The following is a 23,054-nucleotide window of genomic DNA, read 5'->3' as shown; positions in this document are numbered from 1 at the left end:
CGGGCCGAGCTGATTGGCTCGGCACCGACCGATCAGCACCACGACGGGGAGAGTTCCGCATGCCCGACATCGACCGCCGCCGCTTCCTCCGCGACGCCGCCGCCAGCACCGCGCTGGTCACCGCCGGCGGGCTCGCCGGCACCGCACTCACCGGCCCGGCGCACGCCGCGCCGCCGGTCGCCGCCGCCCCGGCCGGCCGCCGCAGCGGCCCGGTCAGCTTCCGCTGGTGGGGTACGTCCGCCTGGCGCATCGACGTCGGCGACCGGACCGTCCTGGTCGACCCCTTCCTCAGCCGGATCGACACGGGGCTGTTCAGGGGCGCCTTCGACCAGACCAAGAAGCTGGAGGTCCGCACCGACGTCGTGGACTCCCTGGTGGACCGGGCCGAGACGGTGCTCGTCACGCACACCCACTGGGACCACTACATGGACGTGCCGTACATCGCCGGCCGCACCGGCGCCCGGGTCTTCGGCACGCTGACCGCCTACCACCTCGGGCTGGCGTACGGGCTGCCGTCGGGGCAGCTCAGCCCGGTGCGGGGCGGGGAGGTGCTGGACTTCGGCGCGTACACCGTGGAGGTGGTCAGCTCCCTGCACAGCCGCAACAAGTCGTACTCGATGGCCTTTCCGGGCGTACGGGTCAGCCAGCCGGCGAAGCCGGAGACCATCGCCGACCTGCCCGAGGGCGACACCCTCGCGTACCAGCTGCGGGTGCCCGGCGGTCCGTCGGTCTTCTTCATGGGCGCGAGCGACTTCGCCGAGCGGAACCTGACCGGGCTGGCCCCCGACGTGGCCATGCTGGCGCTGCCGAGCACCACGGTCACCGCCGACTACGCGGAGCGGCTGCTCGACGCGCTCGACCGGCCGAAGGTCGTGGTGCCGGTGCACTTCGACAACTTCGAGACCGAGCTGCGCAACCCCGTGCCTATGGCACCGACGGACCGCGAGCGGCTGGACGCGTTCCTCGCCGCCATCCGCCGGGTCTCCCCGCGCAGCCGGGTGATCGTGCCGGAGTATCACACCGCGTACCACTTCTGAGGAACGCACGACGGGCCGCGGGCAGCAGCCCCCGGCCCGTCGTCGCGTCCAGGTCGGCTGCTGGACCGGCGGCGAGGGCTCAGCTCGCCGACATGTCGGCCAGTGCCCGCACCGAGCGCCAGTTGCGGGTGGTCGCCACCACGCCGAGCTTCTTCTCCAGGTGGTTGTTGGTGAACTTCGACCGGCCGTAGCCGCCGTCGGGATGGTGCAGGTAGACCTCGCGACCGGTGACCGTGAACGCGACGTTCTCGCCGCCGGGCACGGTCAGGGCGGCCACGGCGGCCGGGTCGGGCGCGGTCGCGAGGAAGACCACCATCAGCCGCGTGGGGTCGTCCTCCCGCCCGGCGTACGGGTTGCCGCCGGCCACCGCCGCCAGTTCCCGGCCGCTGCGCACCAGCACCGGCACCGTCAGCCCCAACTCGTCGGCGATGGCCCGCTCGATGCCCCGCGCCAGCGCGTCGGCGTCGCGCACCGTGCTCCCGAAGACCACGTTCCCGCTCTGCAGGTACGTCTGCACGTCCTGATGGCCGAGGCCGGTGACCAGCCGGCGCAGGTCGGCCATGGCGACCTTCGCACCGCCGACGTTGACCCCGCGCAGCAACGCGACCCACCTGTCCACACGACCTCCTCGACCCGCCGGTACGGGCCAGCCTAGGGCGTGGGTCGACGTCGGGTCGCGGCCGTCGGCGCCGGGTCGGGGCCCGCCGCTCGCCACACCGTGCTGGAGTGCCGGGTCCGTGATCCGTACCATCGGTTCTCGACAGCGGCGCCCGGCAACGGGTGCCGCGAGCGGAGCGGGACCACGGACACCGGCATGCGGGCTCATGCCGGTCGACCGGCGTGCGACCGCCTCCGCGAGAACCTCGCCCAGCGGTCCGCGCGCATCCATCCGTACCGGAAGGACACCGCCATGCGCGCTCCCTGGACGCGCCGTCACCGCCTTCTGCCGGGGCTGCTGGCCCTGGCCTGCCTCGCCACCGCCGCCGTGGCCGCCGCCGTTCCACTCACCAGCCCGCCCGCCCGCGCCGCCGACCCCGTCGTGGTGCTCGACGCCACCTTCGAGGACGGCACCACCCAGGGCTTCCGCTCCCGGGGCGGTGAGACCGTCGCGGTCAGCACCGCCGTCGCCCACGGCGGCACGCGCAGCCTGCTCGCCTCCGGCCGCACCGAGAGTTGGCAGGGTCCCGCCCTCGACCTGCTCGACGAGATGGTCAAGGGCACCCGCTACACGCTGACGGTGTGGGTGCGGCTCGCCGCCGGCCAGTCGCCCGGCCAGGTCCGGCTCAGCGTGCAACGCGACTCCGGCGGCACCTCCGCCTACGACCAGGTGGTGGGCGACACCGCCGTCACCGCCGACGCCTGGGTCCGGCTCAGTGGCACGTACGTGCTCGCGCACGACGTGGACGGGCTGTCGGCGTACGTCGAGACCGTCAGCGGCACCGCCGACCTGCACATCGACGACTTCACCATGGCGTCCCAGCCGACCAAGCCGGTGCAGACCGACATCCCGGCCCTGCGTGAGGTGCTGGCCGCCGATTTCCCGATCGGGGCGGCGATCGGCAACCGGCAGATCATCGGCGACCAGGCCACCCTGCTGCGCCGGCACTTCGACACGGTCACCCCGGGCAACGCGCTCAAGTGGGACGCCACCCAGCCGGCCGAGGGCACCTTCCGGTGGGCCGACGCCGACGCGCAGGTCGGCTTCGCCACGGACAACAACCTGGCGGTACGTGGACACACCCTCGTCTGGCACCAGCAGACCCCGGCCTGGGTCTTCACCGACACCGACGGCACCCCGCTGACCTCGGACCCGGCCGACAAGGCCCTGCTGCTGTCCCGGCTGGAGGCGCACATCCGCGCGGTCGTCGGCCGGTATGGCGACGCCATCGGGGTCTGGGACGTCGCCAACGAGGTGATCGACGAGAACCAGTCCGACGGGCTGCGGCGCAGCCGCTGGTACGAGATCAGCGGGCTGGACTACCTGCGGACCGCGTTCCGGGTGGCCCGGGAGGTCGCGCCGACGGCCAAGCTCTACATCAACGACTACAACACCAACGTGCCGGCCAAGCGCGACAAGCTGCGCGACCTGGTGAGCCAGCTGCGCGCCGAAGGGGTGCCGATCGACGGCGTCGGGCACCAGATGCACGTCAACGTCCAGTGGCCGTCGATCGCCGAGACCGAGGCGATGCTCCAGGCGTTCGTCCCGCTCGGCGTGGAGCAGCAGGTCACCGAGATGGACGTCAGCATCTACGTCGACAGCAGCGAGTCCTTCCCCACCCCGCCGGCCGACCGGCTGCTGACCCAGGCGTACCGGTACCGGGACCTGTTCGCCCTCTACCGCCGCTACGCCGACGAGCTGACCTCGGTGACCCTGTGGGGGCTGGCGGACGACGACACCTGGCTGGACACCTTCCCGGTGACCCGCAAGGACGCGCCGCTGCTGTTCGACACGGAACTCCAGGCCAAGTCGGCGTACTGGGGCATCGTCGACCCGACCCGGATCGACCCGACCCCGACGCCGACGGCCAGCCCGACGGTTTCCCCAACCGTCAGCCCGACGGCTTCCCCAACCGTCAGCCCGACGGTCTCGCCGACGGTCAGCCCGACCGTTTCGCCGACGGTCTCGCCGACCGGGGGGCCGGACGCCTGCCGGGCGGCGTACACCGTCTCCAACCAGTGGCCGGGCGGCTTCCAGGCGAGCGTGAGGATCACCAACACCGGCGGGCGGGCGCACGACGGCTGGACGGTGCGCTGGCGGTTCCCGGACGGGCAGCGGATCAGCCAGCTCTGGAACGGCACGGTCCGGCAGGACGGCCCGGACGTGTCGGTCACCCCCACGTCCTGGAACTCCGCCCTGCCCGCCGGCGGGACGGTCGAGTTCGGCTTCCTCGCCGGTTGGTCCACGAGCAACGACCGCCCGGTCGGCTTCACCCTCGACGGACTGGCCTGCGCGACCGGCTGACCCACCGGCCCGTCGTGCCGCCGCCCGACCTGCCCGCCTCCGGTCGGTGGCCGGCCGCCATGCCAGCGCGACGGTGGCGGTGACCGCGTCTGACGGAAGGGCCGTACCCGGGGCGTCAGCGGTGGGCGATGGCCGGGCCGGGCAGGCCCGGCCATCGCCGTGCCCGGTGCCCGGACGTCGCGGCGGAGCCGGGCCGGGACCCCGCGGATGCCGGCGACGGCGTCCGCTCCGGTCCGGCGTCAGAGCTGGCGGATGGCGGCGGAGGCGAGGCGGAAGCCGATGGTGCGGTCGACGATGCGGGCGACCAGGTCCGCCTTCCGCAGCCCGGCGACGCCGCGCAACTCCAGGCTCGCGGCGAGCACCCGCAGGTCGCGGGCGGTCCAGCCGGAAAGGTACGCCGTACCGTCGTCGCGGCGGGACATGGCCGCCAGCGCGGCCCCGGCCGCCACCGGGTCCGGCGCGGACGCCGCCCGCCGGGCCGCCGGGCGCGCGGGCGCCCCGCCCCGGTCGGCGGATTCGGCGGCCGGGTGCCCGGCGTGGGTGGTCCGGTCGGCGGGGACGGTGGGCGGGTGCCCGGCGGAACCGAGTTGGTCGGCGCGTGCGGCGGCCGGGTGCCCGGCGTGGGTGGTTCCGGCGGGCGGTGGGGTGGGTGGGGCCGGGTCGACCGGTACCACCGCGAGCCGGGCCCGCCCCTCCGCCAGGGCGGCGACGTCGGCGGCGGGCAGCCCCCGGAGCAGCGCGGCCACCAGGTCGGCGACGTCGCGGGTCGGGTCGGTCACGCCCCGGCCCGCTCAGGCTGGAGGTGGTCGAGGAACTCGGTGGCGAGCTGGCGCAGCTCGTCGCGGACCGCCGGGGTGGCGATCCGGTCGCGGAGCACCACGGGCACGCCGCGCGGGGTGTTCGTGGCGAACACGGTGACGTTCTCCCGCAGCGGGGTGGGGAAGACCGGCAGGCCGAGCGCCCGGACCTGGTCCATGTAGCCCTGGTGGGCGGCGATCGGCCGCTGCGCCATGAGCTGGATCATCGTGAACACCACGCCGGCCACGTCGGGGGCGACCTTGTGGTGCCGGCGGGTGGTGGCGAACCGGCGGGCGTCGGCGTTGTACTGGTCGACCAGTTCCCGGACGTTGCCGTGCAGGTAGTCGATGCCCAGCGTGGACAGGTAGTCGGCCTTCGCCGGGATGAGCAGGTGGTCGCTGGCGATGATGGCCGACTGGGTGACCACGTTGAAGTTCGGCGGGCAGTCGATGAGCACCATGTCGTAGCCGCCGAGCGCGTCGTCGTGCAGCCCCTCGGCCAGGGAGCCGCGCACCCGGAACAGCTCGGCGTCGTACTCGTCGCCGTCAGCGACCGCCCGGGCCAGCGCCAGGTCGATGTCGACGAGCTGGAGGTGGGACGCGATCAGGTCGAGCCGGCCCGCGCCGGTGAGCCGCGCGTTGACCGGGCCGGGGGAGACGACCAGCTCGCCCAGGGTCGTCGCGGGGGTGTCCCCGCGCAGGCCGTCGTACCAGCGCTTCACCGTCCGACCGTCGCGCAGGCGGACCCGCCAGTCGTCGGGGTCGTAGAAGCCGAAGGTGAGGCTGGCCTGCGGATCGAGGTCGATGAGCAGCACCTTCATCCCGCGGTTGGCCAGCTCTGCACCGAGGTTGGCGGTCACGGTGGTCTTGCCGACCCCGCCCTTGTAATTGATCACTGATACGACGTACACCGGCACCTCCCCAGACCGGGAACGGTAGCGGGCCGGCGGACCGGCGCGTCAACCGCTCCGGCGGTCCGCCTTCACCGGCACCGTCCGCCTCGACGACCGGTGGGCGCCAACTCATGATCGACGCCGGAGTGGGCGGTGGGCGGGGCTGTTAGAGTCTGCGCTGCTCTTGGGTCGGGGGTGGGAGGGGGCGACGGTGGTGGTGCCGTTCCGTGACGCACTGTCGCAGATGCTCAAGGCGCGCTTCCCGGTCCTCTACGTCGAGTCGTCCGAGGAACAGCGGGTGGTCGCCGAGGTCTGCGCCGTCGCCCGGGACGCCACCCTCGTCCGCACGCCCCGGGCGGTGTGGACCTGGTCGCTGACGACGGGGCTCGTGCAGCCCGACGGCGTCGCCCGCAAGGGCACCACCGACCCGGACGACGCGCTGGGCGCCGTGCTGCGCCTCGACCACCCCAGCGTGCTGGTCTTCAAGGACCTGCACCCGGCGCACGGCAGCAGCGACCGGCCGGGCACCCCCGGTGTGGTCCGCCGGCTGCGGGACGTGGTGGCGGCCTTCAAGGCCGGCCCGGTGCCGCGCACTCTCGTCCTGGTCTCGCCGGTGCTGCACATCCCGGTGGAGCTGGAGAAGGACGTGACGATCGTCGACTTCCCGCTGCCCACCGAGACGGAGATCCGACGGGTGCTCGACGGCATGATCGCCGCCAACTCCGCCAGCGGCCGGATCCGGATCGCGCTGGACGACCTCGGCCGGGAACGGCTCGCCAAGGCGGCCCTCGGGCTCACCCTGCACGAGGCGGAGAACGCGTTCGCCCGCGCCATGGTCAACGACGGTGTCCTCGACGGCAGCGACCTCGCGGTCGTGCACGAGGAGAAGCGGCAGACCGTACGCAAGTCGGGGCTGCTGGAATTCGTCGACCCCCCGGTCGACCTCGCCGACGTCGGCGGGCTGGAGAACCTGAAACGGTGGCTGGCCAAGCGGGACGGTTCCTGGCTGGCCGAGGCGGCGGCGTACGGGCTGCCCGCGCCCCGGGGCGTCCTGATCACCGGCGTGCCCGGCTGCGGCAAGTCGCTGACCGCGAAGGCGGTCGCCGCGGCCTGGGGCCTGCCGCTGCTGCGGCTGGACGTCGGGCGGGTCTTCGCCGGGCTCGTCGGGTCGAGTGAGCAGAACATGCGCACCGCCATCCGGACCGCCGAGGCGACCGCGCCCTGCGTGCTGTGGGTCGACGAGATCGAGAAGGGCTTCGTCGGCGGGGCCAACGACTCCGGCACCTCCGCCCGGGTCTTCGGCTCCTTCCTGACCTGGATGCAGGAGAAGTCCCGGCCCGTCTTCGTCATCGCGACCGCCAACGACTTCGAACGGCTGCCCCCGGAACTGCTCCGCAAGGGGCGCTTCGACGAGATCTTCTTCGTCGACCTGCCGACCCGCGCGGAGCGCGCGTCGATCTGGCGGGTCCACCTCGCCCGGCGGCTGCGCAACCCGGCCGTCGCCGGCGCCCTGACGCCCGACGACGCCCTGCTCGGCGAGCTGGCCGGGCTCAGCGAGGGCTACTCGGGGGCCGAGATCGAGCAGGCCGTCGTCGGCGGGCTCTTCGACGCCTTCGCCGAACGGCGTCCGCTGCGCCGCGACGACCTGGTCCGGGCCCTGGTCAGCATGGTGCCGCTCAGCGTCACCCAGGCGGAACGCATCGACGCCGTACGCTCCTGGGCCGACGCCCGCGCCGTCGCCGCCACCGCCGCCGAGGACTGGGACCTCGGCGGTCGTCCCGTCGGCCCGGGCGGCCCCCGCCCCGGCGGTCCGGGAGAGCAACGGGGGCAGGGCGGGCGAGCGGTCGAGTTCTAGTCTGTGGGTCGAAACCGAGGGGAGGGGCCCCGATGAGCGTCTCACTGATACTCCTGCCGCTGGCCGTCGCCGCCGTCGCCGCGACGCACGCCGCGACCGCCGGACGGGACGGGGAGGGCCGCGTCGTCTGCCAGGTGCAGACCCGGATGCGGGACGAGACGCTGCTCGTCACCGCGCTGCGCGACACCGGCGCGGTGGTCACCACCGAACCGGACGCCATCATCGCGGACTGGGCCGACGTGCGGGCCGGCTTCCGGCGCGGCGAGGACGGCATCTGGTCGGCGCACTTCACGGGCGAGGTCGACGAGCCGCGGGCCGTCGAGGCGGTCCGGGCCATCGACGCCGCGTACGGGCGGCAGGTCCAGCGGGCCGTGCTGGAGCGGCTGCGCGAGCAGGCCCCCGCCGCCGGGCTGCGGCTGGAGTCCGAACAGGTCACCGAGGACGCGAGCGTCCGCCTGGTGTTCGCCGTCGAGGGCAGGTCGTGATGGGCGGGCAGCCGCGGATCGTGGTCACCGTGACCAGCGAGGGCGTCGTGAGCGCCGAGACCAGGGACGTGCTCGGCGACGGGTGCATCGACTACATCGCCGTGCTGGAGGACCTGCTGGCGGCCCGCACGGTACGCAGCGCGTACACCGCCGACCGCGACCGCGCCGCCGTGCCCGAGCGGCAGGAGCAGCGCGATGTCGAACGCGCCTAGCCCCGGCTGGCCGCCCCCGGCCGTCCCCCGGCCGAGCACGACGTGGCAGGTGTTGCAGAGCTGGTGGCTGTTGCTGCCCGTCCTCGGGTGCAGCTGCCTCGGCGGCCTCGGATTCGTCTACGTGGGCCTGCGGGCCCAGCGCGCGGCGTGGTGGCTCCCCGGCATCTTCTACACCGTGGTGGGCTCGGCGGCGTTCCTCGTCGTCGGCGAGTCGGACCAGGAGAGCGCCCTCAGCGACTGGGCGGTCGGCGTGCTCCTGGCCGTGTGGATCGCCAGCATCCTGCATGCCGCGCTGATCAATCCTGCGTGGCTGCGCTGGCTCACGGACCGCCGCGCCAGGTTCGCGGCGACGGGGTGGCCCGGCGGCGCGTACCCGCTGGCCCCGCTGCCCGGGGCGGCTCCCGCCGGCCCGATCCCCCATCCCTACCCGGGCATGTCCCCGACGTATCAGCCCGGCTCGACGGCGGCCTACCCGTCCCCGGCCTACCCGCCTGGGTACCCGCCCACGTCGCCCGCCTATCCGCCGGGTTCGCCGGCGTACCCGCCGGGGCCGTCGTCCTACCTGCCCGAGTCGTCCTACCCGCCCGCGTCGTCGTCCTATCCGCAGGGGTCGTCAACCTATCCGCCGGGGTCGCCGGCGTACCCGCCCGCGTCGCCGACGGGACATCCGCCCACGTCGACTGGGTATCCGTCGCTGGCGGCCGACCCGACGTTGGCGCCGGCCGTCGACCCCTTTCCCACCGGGCCGATCACGTCGCTTGCGTGGCAACCGGACGCGCCGGCCCCGGGGCAACCGGACGCGCCGGCCTCCGGGCCGCCGGCCGGACCGCCGATCGACGTCAACGCGGCCGGGCCGGGCGACCTCGCGGCGCTGCCCGGCTTCGACCCGCAGCGCGCCCGGCAGGTGCTGGCCGAGCGGGAGCGGCGCGGGTCCTTCGGCAGCCTGGCCGAGTTCGCCGCCGCCGCCAACCTGGCCCCCCACGAGTACGCGCGCCTGCGCGACGCCGTGGAGTGCGTCCCGCCCGCCGGGCCGGCGCCCGACCGGCCGCCGCCCGGCCGGGTCCTCGATGTCTGACGACGGTCCGGGGCCGCGCCCGCCGGTGGGGGTGGAGACGGCGGCGGTGGCGCGCTTCCTGGCCGCCACCCGCGCCGAGGGCCCGGGCGAGCGGACGGCCGTCTGGGTGCAGGGCTGCGCCATCCGCTGCCCCGGCTGCTTCAACCCGCACCTGTGGAGCTTCCGGGGCGGGGAACGGGTCGCCCCCGCCGATCTGGTGCGCCGGGCGCTCGACGCCGGCACCGACGGGCTGACCCTGCTGGGCGGCGAGCCCTTCGACCAGGCCGCCCCGCTGGCGGCCGTCGCCGCCGGGGTACGCGCCGCCGGGCGTTCGGTGATGACCTTCACGGGCTACACCCGGGCGCAGCTGCACCGGGCGGTCGACGCCGGCCGGGACGACGTCGCGGCGCTGCTGGCGGCGACCGACCTCCTCGTCGCCGGGCCGTTCCTGGCCGATCGGATCGACACCCGGCGGCCCTGGGTGGGTTCCACCAATCAGGAGTTCGTGCTGCTCGGCGACCGCTTCCCGGGACTGCTCGACGAGGTGTCGCACAGCCCGGACCGGGTCGAGGTGACCGTCGACGCCGCCGGCCGGATCGCGGTGAACGGCTGGGCCGAGGTCGACGCCCTCGACGAACTGCTGGCGTCGGTGACCAGCCCTCGGCCCCGGCCCGCGGGCGTACCCCGGCGGGGGTAGCCGCGCCGGTCCGGCCGGGAGCACCCCGTGCCGGGCCGCGGCACCCGGCTCACTCGGCGATCGGCAGCACGACCTCGTTGTGGCGCAGGAACCACGGCTTCCACGGCGGATCGAAGCGCGCGTACCGGACCGCGCCGGTGGGGCGCAGCCCGGCCGCGGTGACCGCCCGGCCCAGCGCGGTCGCCCGCCGGTCGAACGCCACGGCCGTCCAGCGGCCCGCGAAGCGCGTCGCGGCGGCGAGCTGTTCCGGGACCAACCGGGTGCGGACCCGGGGGTCCGCCGGTTCGGGCAGCGTGTCGGGGGTGAGGCCCGCCGGCATCACGAGCCACACCAGCCAGTGGCCCGGCCGGTCCCCCTCCTCCTGCACGAACGGGACCGTCATCGCGATCGTCTGCGGGCCCGTCTCCCGGGCGGTCGCCCGCCGCGCGCGGTTGGCGCCGCGCAGGTACGCGCCCAGCGGCCGGAAGGCGTCCCGGGCGGCCTGCTCGAACGCGCCCTCCGCTCGCACCTCGGCGACCAGGTGGGCCGGGTAGCGGCGCAGCTCGAAGCCGGGGTGCCGGGCCACCACCCGGTACGACTGCTGCTCGGTCATCGCGCGCTCCCCGTGCCCCGGGCCCCGTCGGGAGCAACGCTACCGGCCCTCGACCTCCGGCTCAGCCGAAGTCGCGTCCTCCGGCCGGGGGCGCGGGGCGGCGCGGGTCAGCCGCCAGTACTGCCGCCGCCCGTCGTCGCGGACCACCAACCCGGTGCGGCCCAGTTCGCCGCGCAGCTCCCGGGCCTCGCCGCCCCGGTCGGCGTCGAGGGCCCGCTGCCGGGCCCGCAGCAGCGCGTCCGCGCCGGTCGGCAGCCCCGGCAGGCCCGGCACCCACCGCCGGTACGCGTCCCGGTGCGGGTCGCCGTCGGCCCACGGCCAGCCGTGCGCGCGGAAGGCGTCGCGCAGCCGGTCGACGGCCAGGTCCGACCGCTCCCGGACCAGTTCCTCGTCGTCCGCGCCGAGCAGCACCAGGTCCTTGCCGTCGACGAAGACGGCGCGTACCGGTCGCCGCCCGACCTGCCGGTCCGTGCGGTCGCGGCGCAGCCGGACCCGTTCGGTGTCGATGGTGACGGCGAGCCGTTCGGCGGTGCCGACGGCGGCGACCAGCAGGCCGCCCAGCGTGCCGACGGCCAGGCCGCCGATGCCGGCCTGCGGGTCCGGCAGCCGGGCGACCAGCTCGAACAGGTCCTGCGCGGGAGCCCAGGACAGCCCGGCGACCCACTCCGCGCCGGTGACGAGCAGCCATCCGGCGCCCGCGCCGAGTGCCGGGAACCCGCCCCAGAGGACCGCCAGTTCCGCCGCGCCGCCGTCGACGACGGTGGGGGCACCGTAGCCGTCCACCATCAGGACACCTCGCGCCGCAGCGTGCGGACCAGCCCCGCGACCAGCGGCACGGCCAGCCAGACCAGCAGCGACACGGCGAACCGTCCCCACTGCCCGGCGGTCACGTCGGGCGTGAGCAGCGGCTCCATGGTCCGGCCCGTGTCCAGCCAGCCCGCCGGGCCGCGCAGCGGCCGGATCATCTCGCCGAGGATCGACCAGACGGTCGGCAGCAGCAGGTAGCCGACGATCGCCAGCGGGGTGTTGAGCAGCAGCAGGCCGAAGCCGGCCCCCATCAGCACGTTGGCCACCTGGAGCACCACGGCGTGCAGCACCAGGGCCCACTCCATGCGCCAGGTGCCGGCGCCGCCGGTGGCCGCGGCGACGAGCGTGCCGGCGGCGGCCACGCCGAGGCTCACCAGCACCGACGCCAGGGCCGCCAGCACCATCGCGGTCAGCTTGGCGACGATCACCCGGCCCCGCCGGGGCACCAGGGCGAACGTGGTGAGCGCCGTGCGCTGGGACCACTCCCCGGTGATCGACAGGATGCCCAGCACGGGAAGCAGCAGGCCGATCGGCAGCATCGAGGGGAGGAAGAAGTTGGGGAAGGTCTGCGCGGCGTCGTCCGACCAGATCAACTGGACCACCACGAGGGCGGCGGCGAGCAGCCCGATGGTGATCAGCAGCCAGAGCCCGGCCCGGGTGTCGACGAGCTTGCGCAGCTCCACGCCGGTGAGCCGGAGCAGCGACGGTCGGCGTACGCCGGAATGGCGCTGGGGCGCGGTGGTGGCGGGCGGGCTGGCGGTGGTGGCGGTGGTGGTCATCGGACGGCCTCCTGGGTCGACGCGCCGGCGGTCAGGGTGAGGAAGAGCTGTTCCAGGCCGCCGCTGCCGGCCGACCGCAGTTCGGTGAGGGCGACGCCGGCGTCGGCGGCGGCCTGCCCGACCGCCTCGGCGTCGGCATGGACCAGCAGCCCCTCGGCGCCCTCGGTGACCGCCAGCCCGGCCCGCTCCAACGCGCCGCGCAGCGCCCCGCCGTCGCGGGCCCGCACCAGCGTCCCGCCGCCGGCCAGCAGCTCGGCCTTGTCGCCCTGGGCCACGATCCGGCCGCCCCCGATGACCACCAGCCGGTCCGCGACCGCCTCCACCTCGCGCAGCAGGTGGGAGGAGAGCAGCACGGTGCCGCCCCGGTCGGCGAAGTCGCGCAGCAGGCCGCGCATCCAGAAGATCCCCTCCGGGTCCAGGCCGTTGGCCGGCTCGTCGAGGATCAGCACCCGGGGGTCGCCCAGCAGCGCGTGCGCGAGGCCGAGTCGTTGCCGCATCCCCAACGAGTACGCCCGGAGGCGGCGCTTCGCCGCGACCTCGTTGAGCCCGACCAGGTCGAGCTTGGTGGCGACCTGCCGGCGGTCCACGCCCATGGTTGCCGCGGCCACGGTCAGCGCCTCCCGCCCGGTGCGCCCGGCGTGCTGGGCCGAGGCGTCCAGCAGCACGCCCACCTCCCGCCCGGGGTTGGGCAGTTCCCGGTACGGCCGGCCGCCGACCGTCGCGCCGCCGCCGCTGGGCGGGGTGAGTCCGCAGATCATCCGCATGGTGGTGGACTTGCCGGCGCCGTTCGGCCCCAGGAAGCCGGTGACGGTGCCCGGCTCGCAGCGGAACGACACGTCGTCGACGGCGGTGTGCCGCCCGTACCGTTTGGTGAGGTGTTCCACGCTGATCATGCCGGCCACGCTGCCGGAGCCACCCGGTCGCGCGCTGCGGCCGACGGTCTCGTCCGGCGGCTACCTTGGTCGACGCCAGGGTCTCGACTTTGGTAGCTGGTCGGTCCGCCGGGCGGCTGCCTAGCATGGTCGCGTGACCAGTGCCGCCGTACCGGAGCACCCCTGGCTGCTGCCGGGGGCGCTGAGCGTCGATCCGGCGGCGCGGGTGGGGCGGGGGCCGCGTCGCACGACCCGCGACTGGGTGGTGGACGGCTTCTGCTTCCTGCTCTCCCTCGGCTGGGTCCTGCTCGCCACGGCTGACGCGGCCTCGGCCGACCCGGAGTTCGCCACGCCGCTGCCGCAGCGCTGGATGGTCCCGGTCGACGCCCTGCTCGGGCTCGTCTGCTGCGCGCTGATCTGGCTGCGGCGCCGGTGGCCGGTGGGGCTCGCCGTCGCGACCGTGCCGCTGACCCTGTTCTCGATGGCGGCGGCGGTTCCGCTGCTGATCCTCTACTTCACCGTGGTGGTGCACCGGCGCACGGCCGTCGCGCTGGGATTGACCGCCGCCGGCCTGGTCACCAACTTCGCCTTCAGCTACCTGCGCCCGGACCCGCAGATGCCGTACTGGGCGACGACCCTCTGGGGGGTGGTGTTTAGCCTCTCCGTGCTGGCGTGGGGGATGTTCGTCCGGGCCCGGCGGCAGCTCGTCGTGTCGCTGCGCGAGCGCGCCGAGCGGGCCGAGGCGGAGCAGCAGTTGCGGGTGGCGCAGGCCCGGCACCTGGAGCGCACCCGGATCGCCCGCGAGATGCACGACGTGCTGGCCCACCGGATCTCGCTGCTCAGCCTGCACGCCGGCGCGCTCGAGTTCCGGCCGGACGCGCCGCCGGAGGAGGTGGCGCGGGCGGCCGGGGTGATCCGGGGCAGCGCCCACGCCGCGTTGCAGGATCTGCGCGAGGTGATCGGGGTGCTCCGCGCGGAGACCACCGCCGAGGAGGATCCCGAGCGCCCGCAGCCCACGCTGGGCGATCTGCCGGCGCTCGTCGAGGAGTCCCGGTCGGCCGGGGCGCGGATCGGCGTCCGCGAGGTGGTCACCTCGGCGGAGCGGGTGCCCGCGGCGGTGGGGCGCAGCGTCTACCGGATCGTGCAGGAGGGGCTCACCAACGCCCGCAAGCACGCCGCCGGCGCGGCGGTCACCGTCGACGTGGCCGGCGCCCCCGGCGACGGGCTGACCGTGGAGATCCGCAACCGGTGGCCGGTCGGCGGCATCGCCGGCCCGGAGATCCCCGGCGCGGGCACCGGCCTGGTCGGCATCGCGGAGCGGGTCAGCCTGGCCGGCGGCCGGCTGGAGTACGGGCGGGACGACGTGGGCGACTTCCGGCTGGCCGCCTGGCTGCCGTGGCCGGCGTGAGCGGGCCGGGCCCCGACCCCGGCCGGCCGGTACGGGTGCTGCTCGTCGACGACGACGCGCTGGTGCGGGCCGGCCTGTCGATGATCCTCGGCGGGGTGCCGGACCTGCTCGTGGTCGGGGAGGCCGCCGACGGCAGCGAGGTGCCCGCCGCCGTGGCGGCCTGCGCGCCGGACGTGGTGCTGATGGACATCCGGATGCCCCGGCTCGACGGTCTCGCGGCCACCGAGGCGCTGCGCGCGTCGCCCGATCCGCCGGAGGTGCTGGTGCTGACCACCTTCGACGCCGACGAGCAGGTGCTGCGGGCGTTGCGGGCGGGGGCCGGCGGCTTCCTTCTCAAGGACACCCCGCCGGCCGAGATCGTGCGGGCGGTGCGCCGGGTGGCGGCGGGCGAGGCGACGCTCTCCCCGGCGGTGACCCGGCGGCTGATCGACCACGTGACCGCGCCGGGCGCGGCGGGTGGCCCCGACCCGCGCCGGGAGCGGGCGCTGCGGCAGTTCGCCGGGCTCAGCGAGCGGGAACGCGAGGTCGCGGTCGCGCTCGGGCAGGGCCGGACGAACGCGGAGATCGCCGCCGAGCTGTTCATGAGCGTCGCGACCGTCAAGGCGTACGTGTCGCGGCTGCTGGTGAAGCTGGGCCTGAACAACCGGGTCCAGGTCGCCCTGCTGGTGCACGACGCCGGCCTCGTCTGAGGCGCGATTGAACCTTCCGGGGGCGGGGGCCGTACCAGTCGCCGAGGATGCGGTGCGGCGGGTCAGCCGCACCGCTGCCGGAGCCGCGGGAGGCCTGCCGTGCGGATTGGTGAGCAGTCGACGGATCCCATCGACCAGATCCTGGGTGAGGTGCCGGTGCCGGCGCCCCTCACCCCCGAGGACGTCCGGCTCGCGGTCCGGGCGGTGGTGGTGCACGCCGCCGAGGAGTGGCCGGCCGGGCCGCTGTGCCGCAACGACGGTGCGACGTACCCGTGCCGGCTGCACCGCTGGGGCCGGCGGGTGCTGACGCGGCACGGGCTCAACGAGCGGCAGATCGACGCCCTGGTGCGGCACGGCAACCCCTTCGTGCACGTGCCGTTCCCGTTCACGGTGACCGGTGCCGCGCCGACCACCCGCGCACCACGTACCACCGCCGGGCACCCGGGCGGCCCGCGCGCGGTCGCGCCCGGCGCCCGTCCCGCCGCCTCCGCCCGGCCGGTGGTTCCCCCCGCCACCGCGCCGCGCTGGCCCAGGGCGAGCTGAGCGGGGTACGCCGGCCGGCGGGACCGCTGGTCCCCGGCACGCCGGGCGGGGGTACGCCCGCTCGGCGGGACCCGGGGACACGACGCCGGCCCGGTGCGCGGGGTGGCACCCGCGCACCGGTTCGGCGTGGCCTGTCCGCCCGGCTCGGCGTGGCCCGTCCCGACCGGCTCAGTCGCGGCCGGCGCCGATGCCGCAGTCCGGCGCGGACCAACTGGTGGTGTTCGAGGTGTCGTCGCTGTTGTTCTCCCGCCGCGAGTCCACGTGCACGTGGTCGTCGTGGTCCGGGTAACCGGGACCGTAGATCCCGCTGAAGCCCCGGTTGCGGGCGTCGCGGGCGATCTGGCACAGCGAGCTGGTGCGCGACACCACGTCGGCGGCGTTGCCGTAGAGGTGCTGGCTGTCGGACGCCCCGCCGACCCGGTCGTTGCAGGTGCGGCTGCGGAAACCGCTGCTGACGAGGAGGGGCTTGTCGCCGAGGCTGTGCCGCAACGCCTCCAGCTTCCACATCGTGCGCAGCGCGTTCTGCCGGGTCTGCGCGGCGGAGAGCGGACCGCCGCTCCAGCCCCCGCGACCGCAGCCGTCGTCCATCTCGCTGTAGCTGAAGTGCCGTGGCGTGCAGTCGTCGTCCTGGAGGTCGTAGAGCTTGCCGTACGTCTGCGGTCCGGCGATGCCGTCGGCGCGCAGCCCGTACGCGGCCTGGAACCGCTTGACGGCGGCGGCGGTCTTCGGTCCGTAGCGGCCGTCGTTCTCCACGATGTTCCGGTTGCCGGCCCACCCGGCGACCCGGATCTGCAACTGGCGGACGTCGTCGCCGGAGCGCCCCTGGTAGAGGTTGCGCTTCCACGTGTAGCAGCCGTCGGCATGGGCCGCTGGCGCGGCGACCACCGTGGCGACAGCGGCTGCCGGCAACGCCAGGGCGAATGCGACAGCCGCCCGTTTCAGGGTGTTAACGCGCACAGAAGTCCTCCCGATAGGAGTGGGAATGGGGTGGCATCCGGGACATCGGCCTGCCCGTCCCGCATTTCCACCCTGGCAGGCCGACGGGTGGTTCGCGGCGATTAACAAGAATTGTCCTCGCGATTCGCCGTTCCTGAGTGTTGCCTGGGCATTACGCGAATTGCGAAACGCCCATTGATCGGCAACAGGCCACAGGAAAGCGCGAACGGCGCGCAAAGCCGCAGTCCGGCACGCGCCGGGTGATGTTCTCCGGCCGGCCCGACCCGGTAACGTCAGCGCCGGCGGGACCGGGGGAGGGGGCGACATGGCACGCGGTGGCGTCTTCTGCATCGAGGGCCAGTGGCACCGCGACCTCAACGAGCGCGGCTCCGTCCTGCCCACCCTGGAACTGCTCGAACGGCTCGGAAAGATCCGTTTCATCCACAAGGACGCGGCCACCCGCGACGAACTCTTCTACTTCGTCGACCGCTGGCTGCTCAAGCAGTACGCCGACCACCGGGTCGGCTTCTTCGCCATGCACGGCGAGCCGAGCCGGCTCTGCCTCACCGACTGGGAATCGGTGGCGCTCGCCGACGTCGCCGAGCTGATGGCGGGCCGCTGCGAGGGCCGGCGGCTCTATTTCGGCAGCTGTTCGGTGCTGCGCGCCTCCGACGCGGTGCTGCGGGACTTCCTCGACGCCACGGGAGCGGCCCTGATCTGCGGGTACACCCGGGAGGTGGACTGGGTCGAGTCGGCCGCCTTCGAGACCGTCCTGCTCGACGTGCTGGCCAACGGGCAGCGCCACAACGCCGCCGAGCTGCGGATGGGCTCCGCGCACTGGGCGCCCCTCGCCTCGTACCTCGGATTCCGGGTGATCTACGCCAACGGCCGCGCCTGGCGGCCCTCGGTCCGCCCCCGGGTGCCGGCCCAGCCCGCCGCCGGCCGCGCCGCCCCGCGACCCCGCTGAGGCCGCCGCGCCGCGATCCGGCCGCCGCGCCGCCGCGCGATCCCGGTGTGCGTCGAGCCCGTTCCGGCCGGTGCGGTCGCCGTGCGACGGAAGCCCTGGTAGGAACGAACGATGGCACGCAGCATCGCGACGAACACCCGGGTCGACCGGGCCGGGCTGACCGAGTTCCTCCGGCCGCGGCACCGGGTGGTGCTCATGACCACCCGCGCCGACGGTCGGCCGCAGTCGTCCCCGGTGTCCGCCGGGGTGGACGGCGAGGGCCGGTTGGTGATCTCCACCTATCCCGAGCGGGCCAAGGTCGCCAACATCCGCCGCGACCCACGGGTGTCGGCGTGCGTGCTCTCCGACGACTGGAACGGCCCGTGGGTGCAGCTCGACGGCACCGCCGAGGTGCTGGACCTGCCGGCGGCGCTGGAGCCGCTGGTGGAGTACTTCCGCTGCATCTCGGGCGAGCACCCGGACTGGGACGAGTACCGGGCGGCGATGGTCCGCCAGGGCAAGTCGCTGATCCGGGTCACCATCGACGCCTGGGGCCCGATCGCCACCGGCGGCTTCCCCGCCCGCCTCGCCGACTGATCCCGCGCCCAGGGCACCGCTGCGGCCGCCCCGCGCCGCTCAGTACGCGGCGGTGAAGCGGGCGTTCTTGTGGCGCGGCTGTTCGATCTCGTCCACGATCGCCACCGCCAGGTCCTCGTAGCTGAGCACCGAGCGGCCCTCGTGGTCGGTCACCGGCTGGTCGCCGCCGGTGCGGTAGTGCCCGGTGCGCTCGCCCGGGTGGAACTCCAGCGGCGGCGGCGAGACGTACGTCCAGGTCACCCCGTCGGCCGAGGAGCGGTAGAAGTCGAGGGCGTCGGCCTGTCCGTGCGCCGCCTCGCGGTACTCCTCGGGGAAGTCCGGCTCGTCGAGGTAGCGGGTGCCCTTCGGGGTGAGCAGGGTCGAACCGCCGCCCACGTGGATGATCCGGGGCGCGGCCGGCATGCCGCGCAGCGCGCCGACCAGGTTGCGCGCCGCGTCGAGCCAGAGGGCGTGTTCGCCGCCGCCGATCGCCACCACCATGGCGTCCGTGTCGGGCGCCAGTTCCCGTACGCTCCGCTCGCTGGTGGCGTCCCCGGTCACCACCGTGACCGCCGGCGGCAGGTACGAGGTGGCCTCCGGCCGGCGTACCGCCGCGGTGACCCGGTGCCCCCGGCCGACCGCCTCGGCGGTGATCCGCGACCCCGCGGTGCCGCCCGCGCCGAACACGACGATGTTGCTCATACCGCCTCCCGCCAGGCCCGTCCGGCCCGGCGGACGTGGCTCGTCTCCAGGCTATTGACCGGCGACATCGCGCGCTGGCGGACCGTGGATCCCGCGCGGCGCAACCGCCCCTTGCGTCGTCGCACGCTTCGGGGTGCACTGGTGTCGGACCGTGACGTTGGAGGCGGGGGTGGCGCCATGACGGAGCAACGTGACCCGCCCGAAGCGCCGCCCGGGCGTCCCGGTCCGGCGGAGGGGCAGTCGGAGGGGCCGAGGCCGGCCCGGTCCGATCGGGTGCGGGCACTGGTGCGCCGGCTCTCGCCCGCCGGGCCGCCCGCCGGCCGCTGGTTCGCCGGGGTCCTCGCGGCCGTCGTCACGGCGATGCTGACCGCCTGGCTCCTCGCCTGGGGACTCCTTCCCGTCACGCCCCCGCCGCCTCCGCCCGACCCCGACGCGCTGCCGTTCACGGTCGCGGTCCGCGTCGGCCACGACACGCCGGACGGCTGGGTGGTCGAGGCGCCGTTGGCGCACGTCCCCGCACGACCGGCCTGGTCGGAAGACTGGTCGCGGTGGGCCAGGGATGCCGCCGCAGTGCCGGCCTCCCGGCAGCACGTCTCCTTCACGGTGCAGGGGGTCGACGAGGCCCAGGTGACCCTCACCGACCTGCGGGTGCGGGTGGTGGCGCGGCGTCCCGCCCTGCGGGGCGTGTTCGCCGCCCCGGGCGGAGGCGGCCCGACGGCCTACCGGTGGGTCCACGCGACCCTGGACGAGGACCCTCCGCTGCTCACGGCCGGCCTGTTCGAGGATGGTGAGAAGTTCGTCCCCGAGCACGAGCGCAGGGAGATCCGCTTCCCGTACCGGGTGTCCCTGTCCGACGCCGAGACGTTCCTTGTCATCGGCTACACGGAGAACTGCGACTGCGACTGGAAGGTCGAGGTGGACTGGGCTGCGCAGGGACGCATCGGCACCGTCACGGTCGACGACGCGGGACGCCCCTTCCGGGTCACCGGCGCGGCCGGGGTGCGCACGGAGTGCTGGACGTCCCCGGACGGGACGGAGGAGTGCCGGCAGCGGTGACCCGGCTCAGTCGACCAGGGCGGAGTAGACAAGCTGCCGCAGCTGCGGCCGGATCGGGTAGGTGCTCGACGGCATGAGCTGGGTGAAGAACAGGGCCGTGACCTCCTCGGCCGGGTCGACCCAGAAGGCCGTGCTCGCCACGCCGCCCCAGTAGTACTCGCCGGGGCTGCTCGGCACCCGGCTCGGCACGGGGTCGTCGACCACGGCGAAGCCGAGCCCGAAGCCGATCCCGTCAAGGGTGGTCTCGGCGAAGCCACCGGCGGAGAGGGTCTCCAGGTCCTGCCCGCCGGGCAGGTGGTTGCGGGTCATGAAGCGCACCGTGCGCGGCCCCAGCAGGCGGACCCCGTCCAGCTCGCCGCCGCGCAGCAGCATCTGGGTGAACCGGTGGTAGTCGGCGGCGCTGGAGATCAGGCCGCCGCCGCCGGAGAGCAGCAGCGGCTTCTCGTACGCCAGGGCGCCCAGCTTGTCGTAGCGGAACGCGCGGCCGGTGCGCGGGTCGGGCGCGTAGAGGGCGGCGAGCCGGTCGGCGGTGTCGCCCTCGGCCCACCAGTGCGTGTCGGTCATGCCCAGCGGGCGGAAGATCCGGTCGGCGAAGAAGGCGTCCAGGCTCTGCCCGGAGACCACCTCCACGAGCCGGCCGAGCACGTCGGTGGCGACCGAGTAGCCCCACGCGGTGCCGGGCTGGAACAGCAGCGGCAGCTCGCCGAACGCCTGGCAGGCCGTCGCCAGGTCGACGTCCGCCGGCGGGTACAGGTCGTAGCCGGCGGCCCGGTAGATGCCGTCGACCACCGAGGTCTGCATGAAGCCGTACGTCAGGCCGGCGGTGTGGGTGAGCAGGTGCCACACCCGGATCGGCTCGACCGCCGGCACCGTGAAGGGCTTGAGCGCCGAGCCCTTGGAGTAGACCCGCAGGTCGGCGAACTCGGGCAGCCACCGGCTGATCTCGTCGGTCAGCTCGAAGCGGCCCTCCTCCCACAGGATCATCGCGGCGACGGAGGTGACGGGCTTGGTCATCGAGTAGATGCGCCAGAGCGTGTCCGCCTCGACGGGCCTGCCCGCCTCCGCGTCGCGCAGCCCGTACGTCGACGAGTGGGCGATCTCGCCGCGGCGGGTGACCAGCACCTGCCAGCCGGCGAGGCGACCGTCGTCGACGTACCTGCCGAAGTGCTCGTCGATGCGCGCCAACCGCGCCGGGTCGAAGCCGATCTGGTCCGGGTCGATGCTGCGTGCCACACTCACGTCGCCGAAACTACTAGCCGGTACGCCCCGCCGGAAGGGGCTGCCCGCCGTTGTCCCATCCCCTCGATAGCCTGGCCCGATGCCCGAGCTGACCGAGGACGAGACCTTCCGCAACGAGGACTGGTACGGCGAGGAGCTGGTGGACCGGCACTTCGTCCGCTGCACGTTCTTCGACGTCGACCTGTCCGAGGCGGTGAGCCGGGGCGCGGTCTTCGACGGCTGCACCTTCGGCAACACGCGCTTCAACGCCTCCCGGCACACCGACTCGGCCTTCACCCGCTGCACCTTCCAGCGGTGCAACCTCTTCGAGGCGGAGTTCACCGGCTGCAAGCTCGTGGGCAGCACCTTCGCCCAGTGCGACCTGCGACCGCTGACGGTCGCCGGCGGCGACTGGTCGTTCGTCGCGCTGCCCGGCGCCGACCTGCGTGGGGTCCGCATCACCGACGTGCGGATGCGCGAGGCGGACCTGACCGGGGCCAACCTGACCGGGGCCACGGTGACCGGCGTCGACCTCTCCGCCGCGCAGCTGCACCGCTGCCGGCTGACCGGGGCCGACCTGCGCGGCAGCGACCTCACCGCGCTCGACCCGACGGCGGTGGAGCGGGCCGGGGCGATCGTCGACGCCACGCAGGCCATGGTGATCGCGCAGGCGCTGGGCTTCGAGATCCGCTGAGGCAGCCGACCTCGGGCGTCCCGATCGCCTGCGGGCCGGCGGCACGACCCGAGACCACCGTCCTGATCGATGTCCGCTACCGTCCGGTGACGAACTGGACACGCCCGTCCGTCCGGCGCGACGGACGAGGCGGTGCGGGCGCGGGCCGCCCACGACGGACGGCCGCGTCCGGCCGGGGCCGGTGGGGAGTGGAGGGCCGGTGGCGGAGGAAGACCTCACCCGACAGCACATCCGGCCGTCGCGGTACGGCGACCCGGCAGCCCCGCCCGGGACCCGGCATCCGCTCCTTCCGCAGGCCGGGCACACCCGCACCGGCCTGCGGCGGCTGGCCCGGGCACGGCAGCGCCGCCGGTGGGCTGTCGAGGGGATCGCCGTGGTCGCCTGCCTGGTCGCCCTCGTGTCGTACCTGACCGCTGGCGACCCCGAGCCGGGCGGGGAGACCGCCGGTGGCGTGCCGGCGGACGCTGGCCGGCCGAGCGGCTTCCCCGGGCCGGAGGGGCGCGACCTCGACGCCGGCCTGGTCTCGCCCGGGCTGCGGCCCCGGCAGCGTCCGCCGAGCCCGTCCCCGACGCCACCGACGCCACCGCCACCGACGTCGGCGCCGCCGGTGCGGGCGGTGCTCGCCGCCAGCATGGCCGAGGCGCCGGGCGAGGTCGACCTGACCACGGTGGGCCGCCGCGACTGGGTCCACTGGGGCCTGCGCGGCGCGGCGTCGACGGTCCGCAAGCGCGGCGGCTCCGGCGAGATCCGCGACGAGGGCGGCACCGGCCGGCGGGGCGGCTGGGACGACAACCAGGAGAGCTTCAGCTGGCGCGACGGCAGCCCGGTGGCGTCGGCGAGCGGCTCGCCGCACGGGGTGTACCGGTGCGGTGCCGGCAGCGGCTTCACGCTCGCGGTGGCCGCCGATGGCCAGGCGCGCACCGTCCGGCTGTACGGCGGGGTGTGGATGGCCCGGGGTCGGCTGGACGCCCGCCTCTCCGTCGGCGGTCCGAGCCGGACCCTGCGGATCGAGGACCGGCACACCAGCCGGTCCACCGAGTTCACCATCCGGTTCCAGGCGCCGAAGGGCAGCCGGCTGGTGCTGACCTGGACGGTGGAGCAGGCGTTCAGCGACGACTGCGGCAACGTCGGCGTCCAGGCGGTCGCGTTGCGCTGACCCGGGCGCCCGGGCGGCCCCGTTCGCCCGGCGACCGGCCGCTGCCCGGAGTAGCGTGATCGCGACGACCGGGTGCGCGAGGGCGAAC

The 23,054-nt window shown here is 74.9% G+C and carries 25 protein-coding genes; 15 read left to right on the top strand and 10 right to left on the bottom strand.

Annotated elements, in window-relative coordinates:
• Positions 1-59: 59 nt before the first annotated feature.
• Positions 60-1,037, top strand: coding sequence for an MBL fold metallo-hydrolase (locus tag ACPXCB_RS08100; RefSeq protein ID WP_425873617.1), 978 nt, complete (start codon positions 60-62; stop codon positions 1,035-1,037).
• Positions 1,038-1,116: 79 nt separating this feature from the next.
• Here the strand turns inward: ACPXCB_RS08100 and ACPXCB_RS08095 are convergent, their stop codons facing one another.
• Positions 1,117-1,656, bottom strand: a complete 540-nt coding sequence (locus ACPXCB_RS08095) for a DUF1697 domain-containing protein (protein WP_425873615.1) — start codon at positions 1,654-1,656, stop codon at positions 1,117-1,119.
• 291 nt (positions 1,657-1,947) lie between these two features.
• On the opposite strand from ACPXCB_RS08095, the gene ACPXCB_RS08090 reads away from it, so the two are divergent.
• Positions 1,948-3,999 (top strand): endo-1,4-beta-xylanase, encoded by a 2,052-nt coding sequence (locus ACPXCB_RS08090; protein WP_425873613.1) that lies wholly within the window; start codon positions 1,948-1,950, stop codon positions 3,997-3,999.
• 239 nt (positions 4,000-4,238) lie between these two features.
• On the opposite strand, the gene ACPXCB_RS08085 is transcribed toward ACPXCB_RS08090, so the two are convergent.
• The gene (locus tag ACPXCB_RS08085) at positions 4,239-4,778 is read right to left on the bottom strand and encodes a Rho termination factor N-terminal domain-containing protein (RefSeq protein WP_425873611.1); all 540 of its coding nucleotides are present in this window, start codon (positions 4,776-4,778) and stop codon (positions 4,239-4,241) included.
• Positions 4,775-5,707, bottom strand: a complete 933-nt coding sequence (locus tag ACPXCB_RS08080; protein ID WP_425873609.1) for a ParA family protein — start codon at positions 5,705-5,707, stop codon at positions 4,775-4,777. The genes ACPXCB_RS08085 and ACPXCB_RS08080 overlap by 4 nt, the downstream gene beginning before the upstream one ends.
• Before the next feature lie 166 nt (positions 5,708-5,873).
• On the opposite strand from ACPXCB_RS08080, the gene ACPXCB_RS08075 reads away from it, so the two are divergent.
• Genes ACPXCB_RS08075 through ACPXCB_RS08055 form a run of 5 tightly spaced genes read left to right on the top strand, consistent with a single transcriptional unit; the run spans position 5,874 to position 9,992 of the window.
• Positions 5,874-7,544, top strand: a complete 1,671-nt coding sequence (locus ACPXCB_RS08075) for an AAA family ATPase (RefSeq protein WP_425873607.1) — start codon at positions 5,874-5,876, stop codon at positions 7,542-7,544.
• Positions 7,545-7,576: 32 nt separating this feature from the next.
• Positions 7,577-8,029, top strand: coding sequence for a hypothetical protein (locus tag ACPXCB_RS08070; RefSeq protein ID WP_425873606.1), 453 nt, complete (start codon positions 7,577-7,579; stop codon positions 8,027-8,029).
• Positions 8,029-8,241 carry a DUF2997 domain-containing protein gene (locus ACPXCB_RS08065; protein ID WP_425873605.1) on the top strand — a complete coding sequence of 71 codons (213 nt, stop codon included), beginning with the start codon at positions 8,029-8,031 and terminating at the stop codon, positions 8,239-8,241. Before ACPXCB_RS08070 ends, ACPXCB_RS08065 begins: the two co-directional genes overlap by 1 nt.
• On the top strand, positions 8,225-9,316 hold the full coding sequence (locus ACPXCB_RS08060) for a helix-hairpin-helix domain-containing protein (RefSeq protein WP_425873603.1): 1,092 nt from the start codon (positions 8,225-8,227) through the stop codon (positions 9,314-9,316). The genes ACPXCB_RS08065 and ACPXCB_RS08060 overlap by 17 nt, the downstream gene beginning before the upstream one ends.
• Complete coding sequence (locus tag ACPXCB_RS08055) at positions 9,309-9,992, top strand: 4Fe-4S cluster-binding domain-containing protein (protein ID WP_425873601.1); 684 nt, start codon at positions 9,309-9,311, stop codon at positions 9,990-9,992. Before ACPXCB_RS08060 ends, ACPXCB_RS08055 begins: the two co-directional genes overlap by 8 nt.
• A gap of 49 nt (positions 9,993-10,041) precedes the next feature.
• Here ACPXCB_RS08055 and ACPXCB_RS08050 read toward each other — a convergent pair whose 3' ends face one another.
• From ACPXCB_RS08050 to ACPXCB_RS08035, 4 genes are read right to left on the bottom strand one after another with little or no spacing between them, the layout of a single operon-like run.
• A complete protein-coding gene (locus tag ACPXCB_RS08050) occupies positions 10,042-10,584 on the bottom strand; it encodes an SOUL family heme-binding protein (RefSeq protein ID WP_425873600.1) in 543 nt (180 codons plus the stop codon).
• Positions 10,585-10,623: 39 nt separating this feature from the next.
• Positions 10,624-11,370: a YqeB family protein gene (locus ACPXCB_RS08045; protein WP_425873598.1), complete on the bottom strand. Its 747-nt coding sequence runs from the start codon at positions 11,368-11,370 to the stop codon at positions 10,624-10,626.
• Positions 11,370-12,170, bottom strand: coding sequence for an ABC transporter permease (locus ACPXCB_RS08040; RefSeq protein ID WP_425873596.1), 801 nt, complete (start codon positions 12,168-12,170; stop codon positions 11,370-11,372). The genes ACPXCB_RS08045 and ACPXCB_RS08040 overlap by 1 nt, the downstream gene beginning before the upstream one ends.
• Positions 12,167-13,063 carry an ABC transporter ATP-binding protein gene (locus tag ACPXCB_RS08035; protein WP_425873594.1) on the bottom strand — a complete coding sequence of 299 codons (897 nt, stop codon included), beginning with the start codon at positions 13,061-13,063 and terminating at the stop codon, positions 12,167-12,169. The genes ACPXCB_RS08040 and ACPXCB_RS08035 overlap by 4 nt, the downstream gene beginning before the upstream one ends.
• Before the next feature lie 133 nt (positions 13,064-13,196).
• Between ACPXCB_RS08035 and ACPXCB_RS08030 the strand changes: the two genes are divergently transcribed.
• From ACPXCB_RS08030 to ACPXCB_RS08020, 3 genes are all read left to right on the top strand, one after another.
• Positions 13,197-14,450, top strand: a complete 1,254-nt coding sequence (locus ACPXCB_RS08030) for a sensor histidine kinase (RefSeq protein ID WP_425873592.1) — start codon at positions 13,197-13,199, stop codon at positions 14,448-14,450.
• Positions 14,429-15,139, top strand: coding sequence for a response regulator (locus ACPXCB_RS08025; RefSeq protein WP_425873975.1), 711 nt, complete (start codon positions 14,429-14,431; stop codon positions 15,137-15,139). The genes ACPXCB_RS08030 and ACPXCB_RS08025 overlap by 22 nt, the downstream gene beginning before the upstream one ends.
• Before the next feature lie 99 nt (positions 15,140-15,238).
• Positions 15,239-15,682, top strand: coding sequence for a hypothetical protein (locus ACPXCB_RS08020; RefSeq protein WP_425873590.1), 444 nt, complete (start codon positions 15,239-15,241; stop codon positions 15,680-15,682).
• 168 nt (positions 15,683-15,850) lie between these two features.
• On the opposite strand, the gene ACPXCB_RS08015 is transcribed toward ACPXCB_RS08020, so the two are convergent.
• On the bottom strand, positions 15,851-16,639 hold the full coding sequence (locus ACPXCB_RS08015) for a D-Ala-D-Ala carboxypeptidase family metallohydrolase (RefSeq protein WP_425873588.1): 789 nt from the start codon (positions 16,637-16,639) through the stop codon (positions 15,851-15,853).
• Positions 16,640-16,943: 304 nt separating this feature from the next.
• Here ACPXCB_RS08015 and ACPXCB_RS08010 point away from each other — a divergent pair, with 304 nt between their 5' ends.
• Together ACPXCB_RS08010 and ACPXCB_RS08005 are read left to right on the top strand one after the other, a co-directional pair.
• Positions 16,944-17,585, top strand: a complete 642-nt coding sequence (locus ACPXCB_RS08010; RefSeq protein ID WP_311412426.1) for a DUF6642 family protein — start codon at positions 16,944-16,946, stop codon at positions 17,583-17,585.
• A 111-nt stretch (positions 17,586-17,696) separates the two neighbouring features.
• Positions 17,697-18,161: a PPOX class F420-dependent oxidoreductase gene (locus tag ACPXCB_RS08005; protein WP_425853862.1), complete on the top strand. Its 465-nt coding sequence runs from the start codon at positions 17,697-17,699 to the stop codon at positions 18,159-18,161.
• 39 nt (positions 18,162-18,200) lie between these two features.
• Here ACPXCB_RS08005 and ACPXCB_RS08000 read toward each other — a convergent pair whose 3' ends face one another.
• Positions 18,201-18,842 (bottom strand): NAD(P)-dependent oxidoreductase, encoded by a 642-nt coding sequence (locus ACPXCB_RS08000; protein WP_425873586.1) that lies wholly within the window; start codon positions 18,840-18,842, stop codon positions 18,201-18,203.
• Between the two features lie 177 nt (positions 18,843-19,019).
• On the opposite strand from ACPXCB_RS08000, the gene ACPXCB_RS07995 reads away from it, so the two are divergent.
• Positions 19,020-19,898 carry a hypothetical protein gene (locus ACPXCB_RS07995; protein WP_425873585.1) on the top strand — a complete coding sequence of 293 codons (879 nt, stop codon included), beginning with the start codon at positions 19,020-19,022 and terminating at the stop codon, positions 19,896-19,898.
• A gap of 6 nt (positions 19,899-19,904) precedes the next feature.
• Here the strand turns inward: ACPXCB_RS07995 and ACPXCB_RS07990 are convergent, their stop codons facing one another.
• Positions 19,905-21,137 carry a serine hydrolase domain-containing protein gene (locus ACPXCB_RS07990; RefSeq protein WP_425873583.1) on the bottom strand — a complete coding sequence of 411 codons (1,233 nt, stop codon included), beginning with the start codon at positions 21,135-21,137 and terminating at the stop codon, positions 19,905-19,907.
• A gap of 79 nt (positions 21,138-21,216) precedes the next feature.
• Here ACPXCB_RS07990 and ACPXCB_RS07985 point away from each other — a divergent pair, with 79 nt between their 5' ends.
• Positions 21,217-21,810, top strand: a complete 594-nt coding sequence (locus tag ACPXCB_RS07985; RefSeq protein WP_425873581.1) for a pentapeptide repeat-containing protein — start codon at positions 21,217-21,219, stop codon at positions 21,808-21,810.
• 199 nt (positions 21,811-22,009) lie between these two features.
• Positions 22,010-22,966, top strand: coding sequence for a hypothetical protein (locus ACPXCB_RS07980; RefSeq protein ID WP_425873579.1), 957 nt, complete (start codon positions 22,010-22,012; stop codon positions 22,964-22,966).
• Positions 22,967-23,054: the final 88 nt, after the last annotated feature.

This window comes from Micromonospora sp. DT62, from assembly GCF_049847285.1.
Classification (GTDB): domain Bacteria; phylum Actinomycetota; class Actinomycetes; order Mycobacteriales; family Micromonosporaceae; genus Micromonospora; species Micromonospora reichwaldensis.
This window is presented reverse-complemented; position numbering and strand designations above follow the sequence as displayed.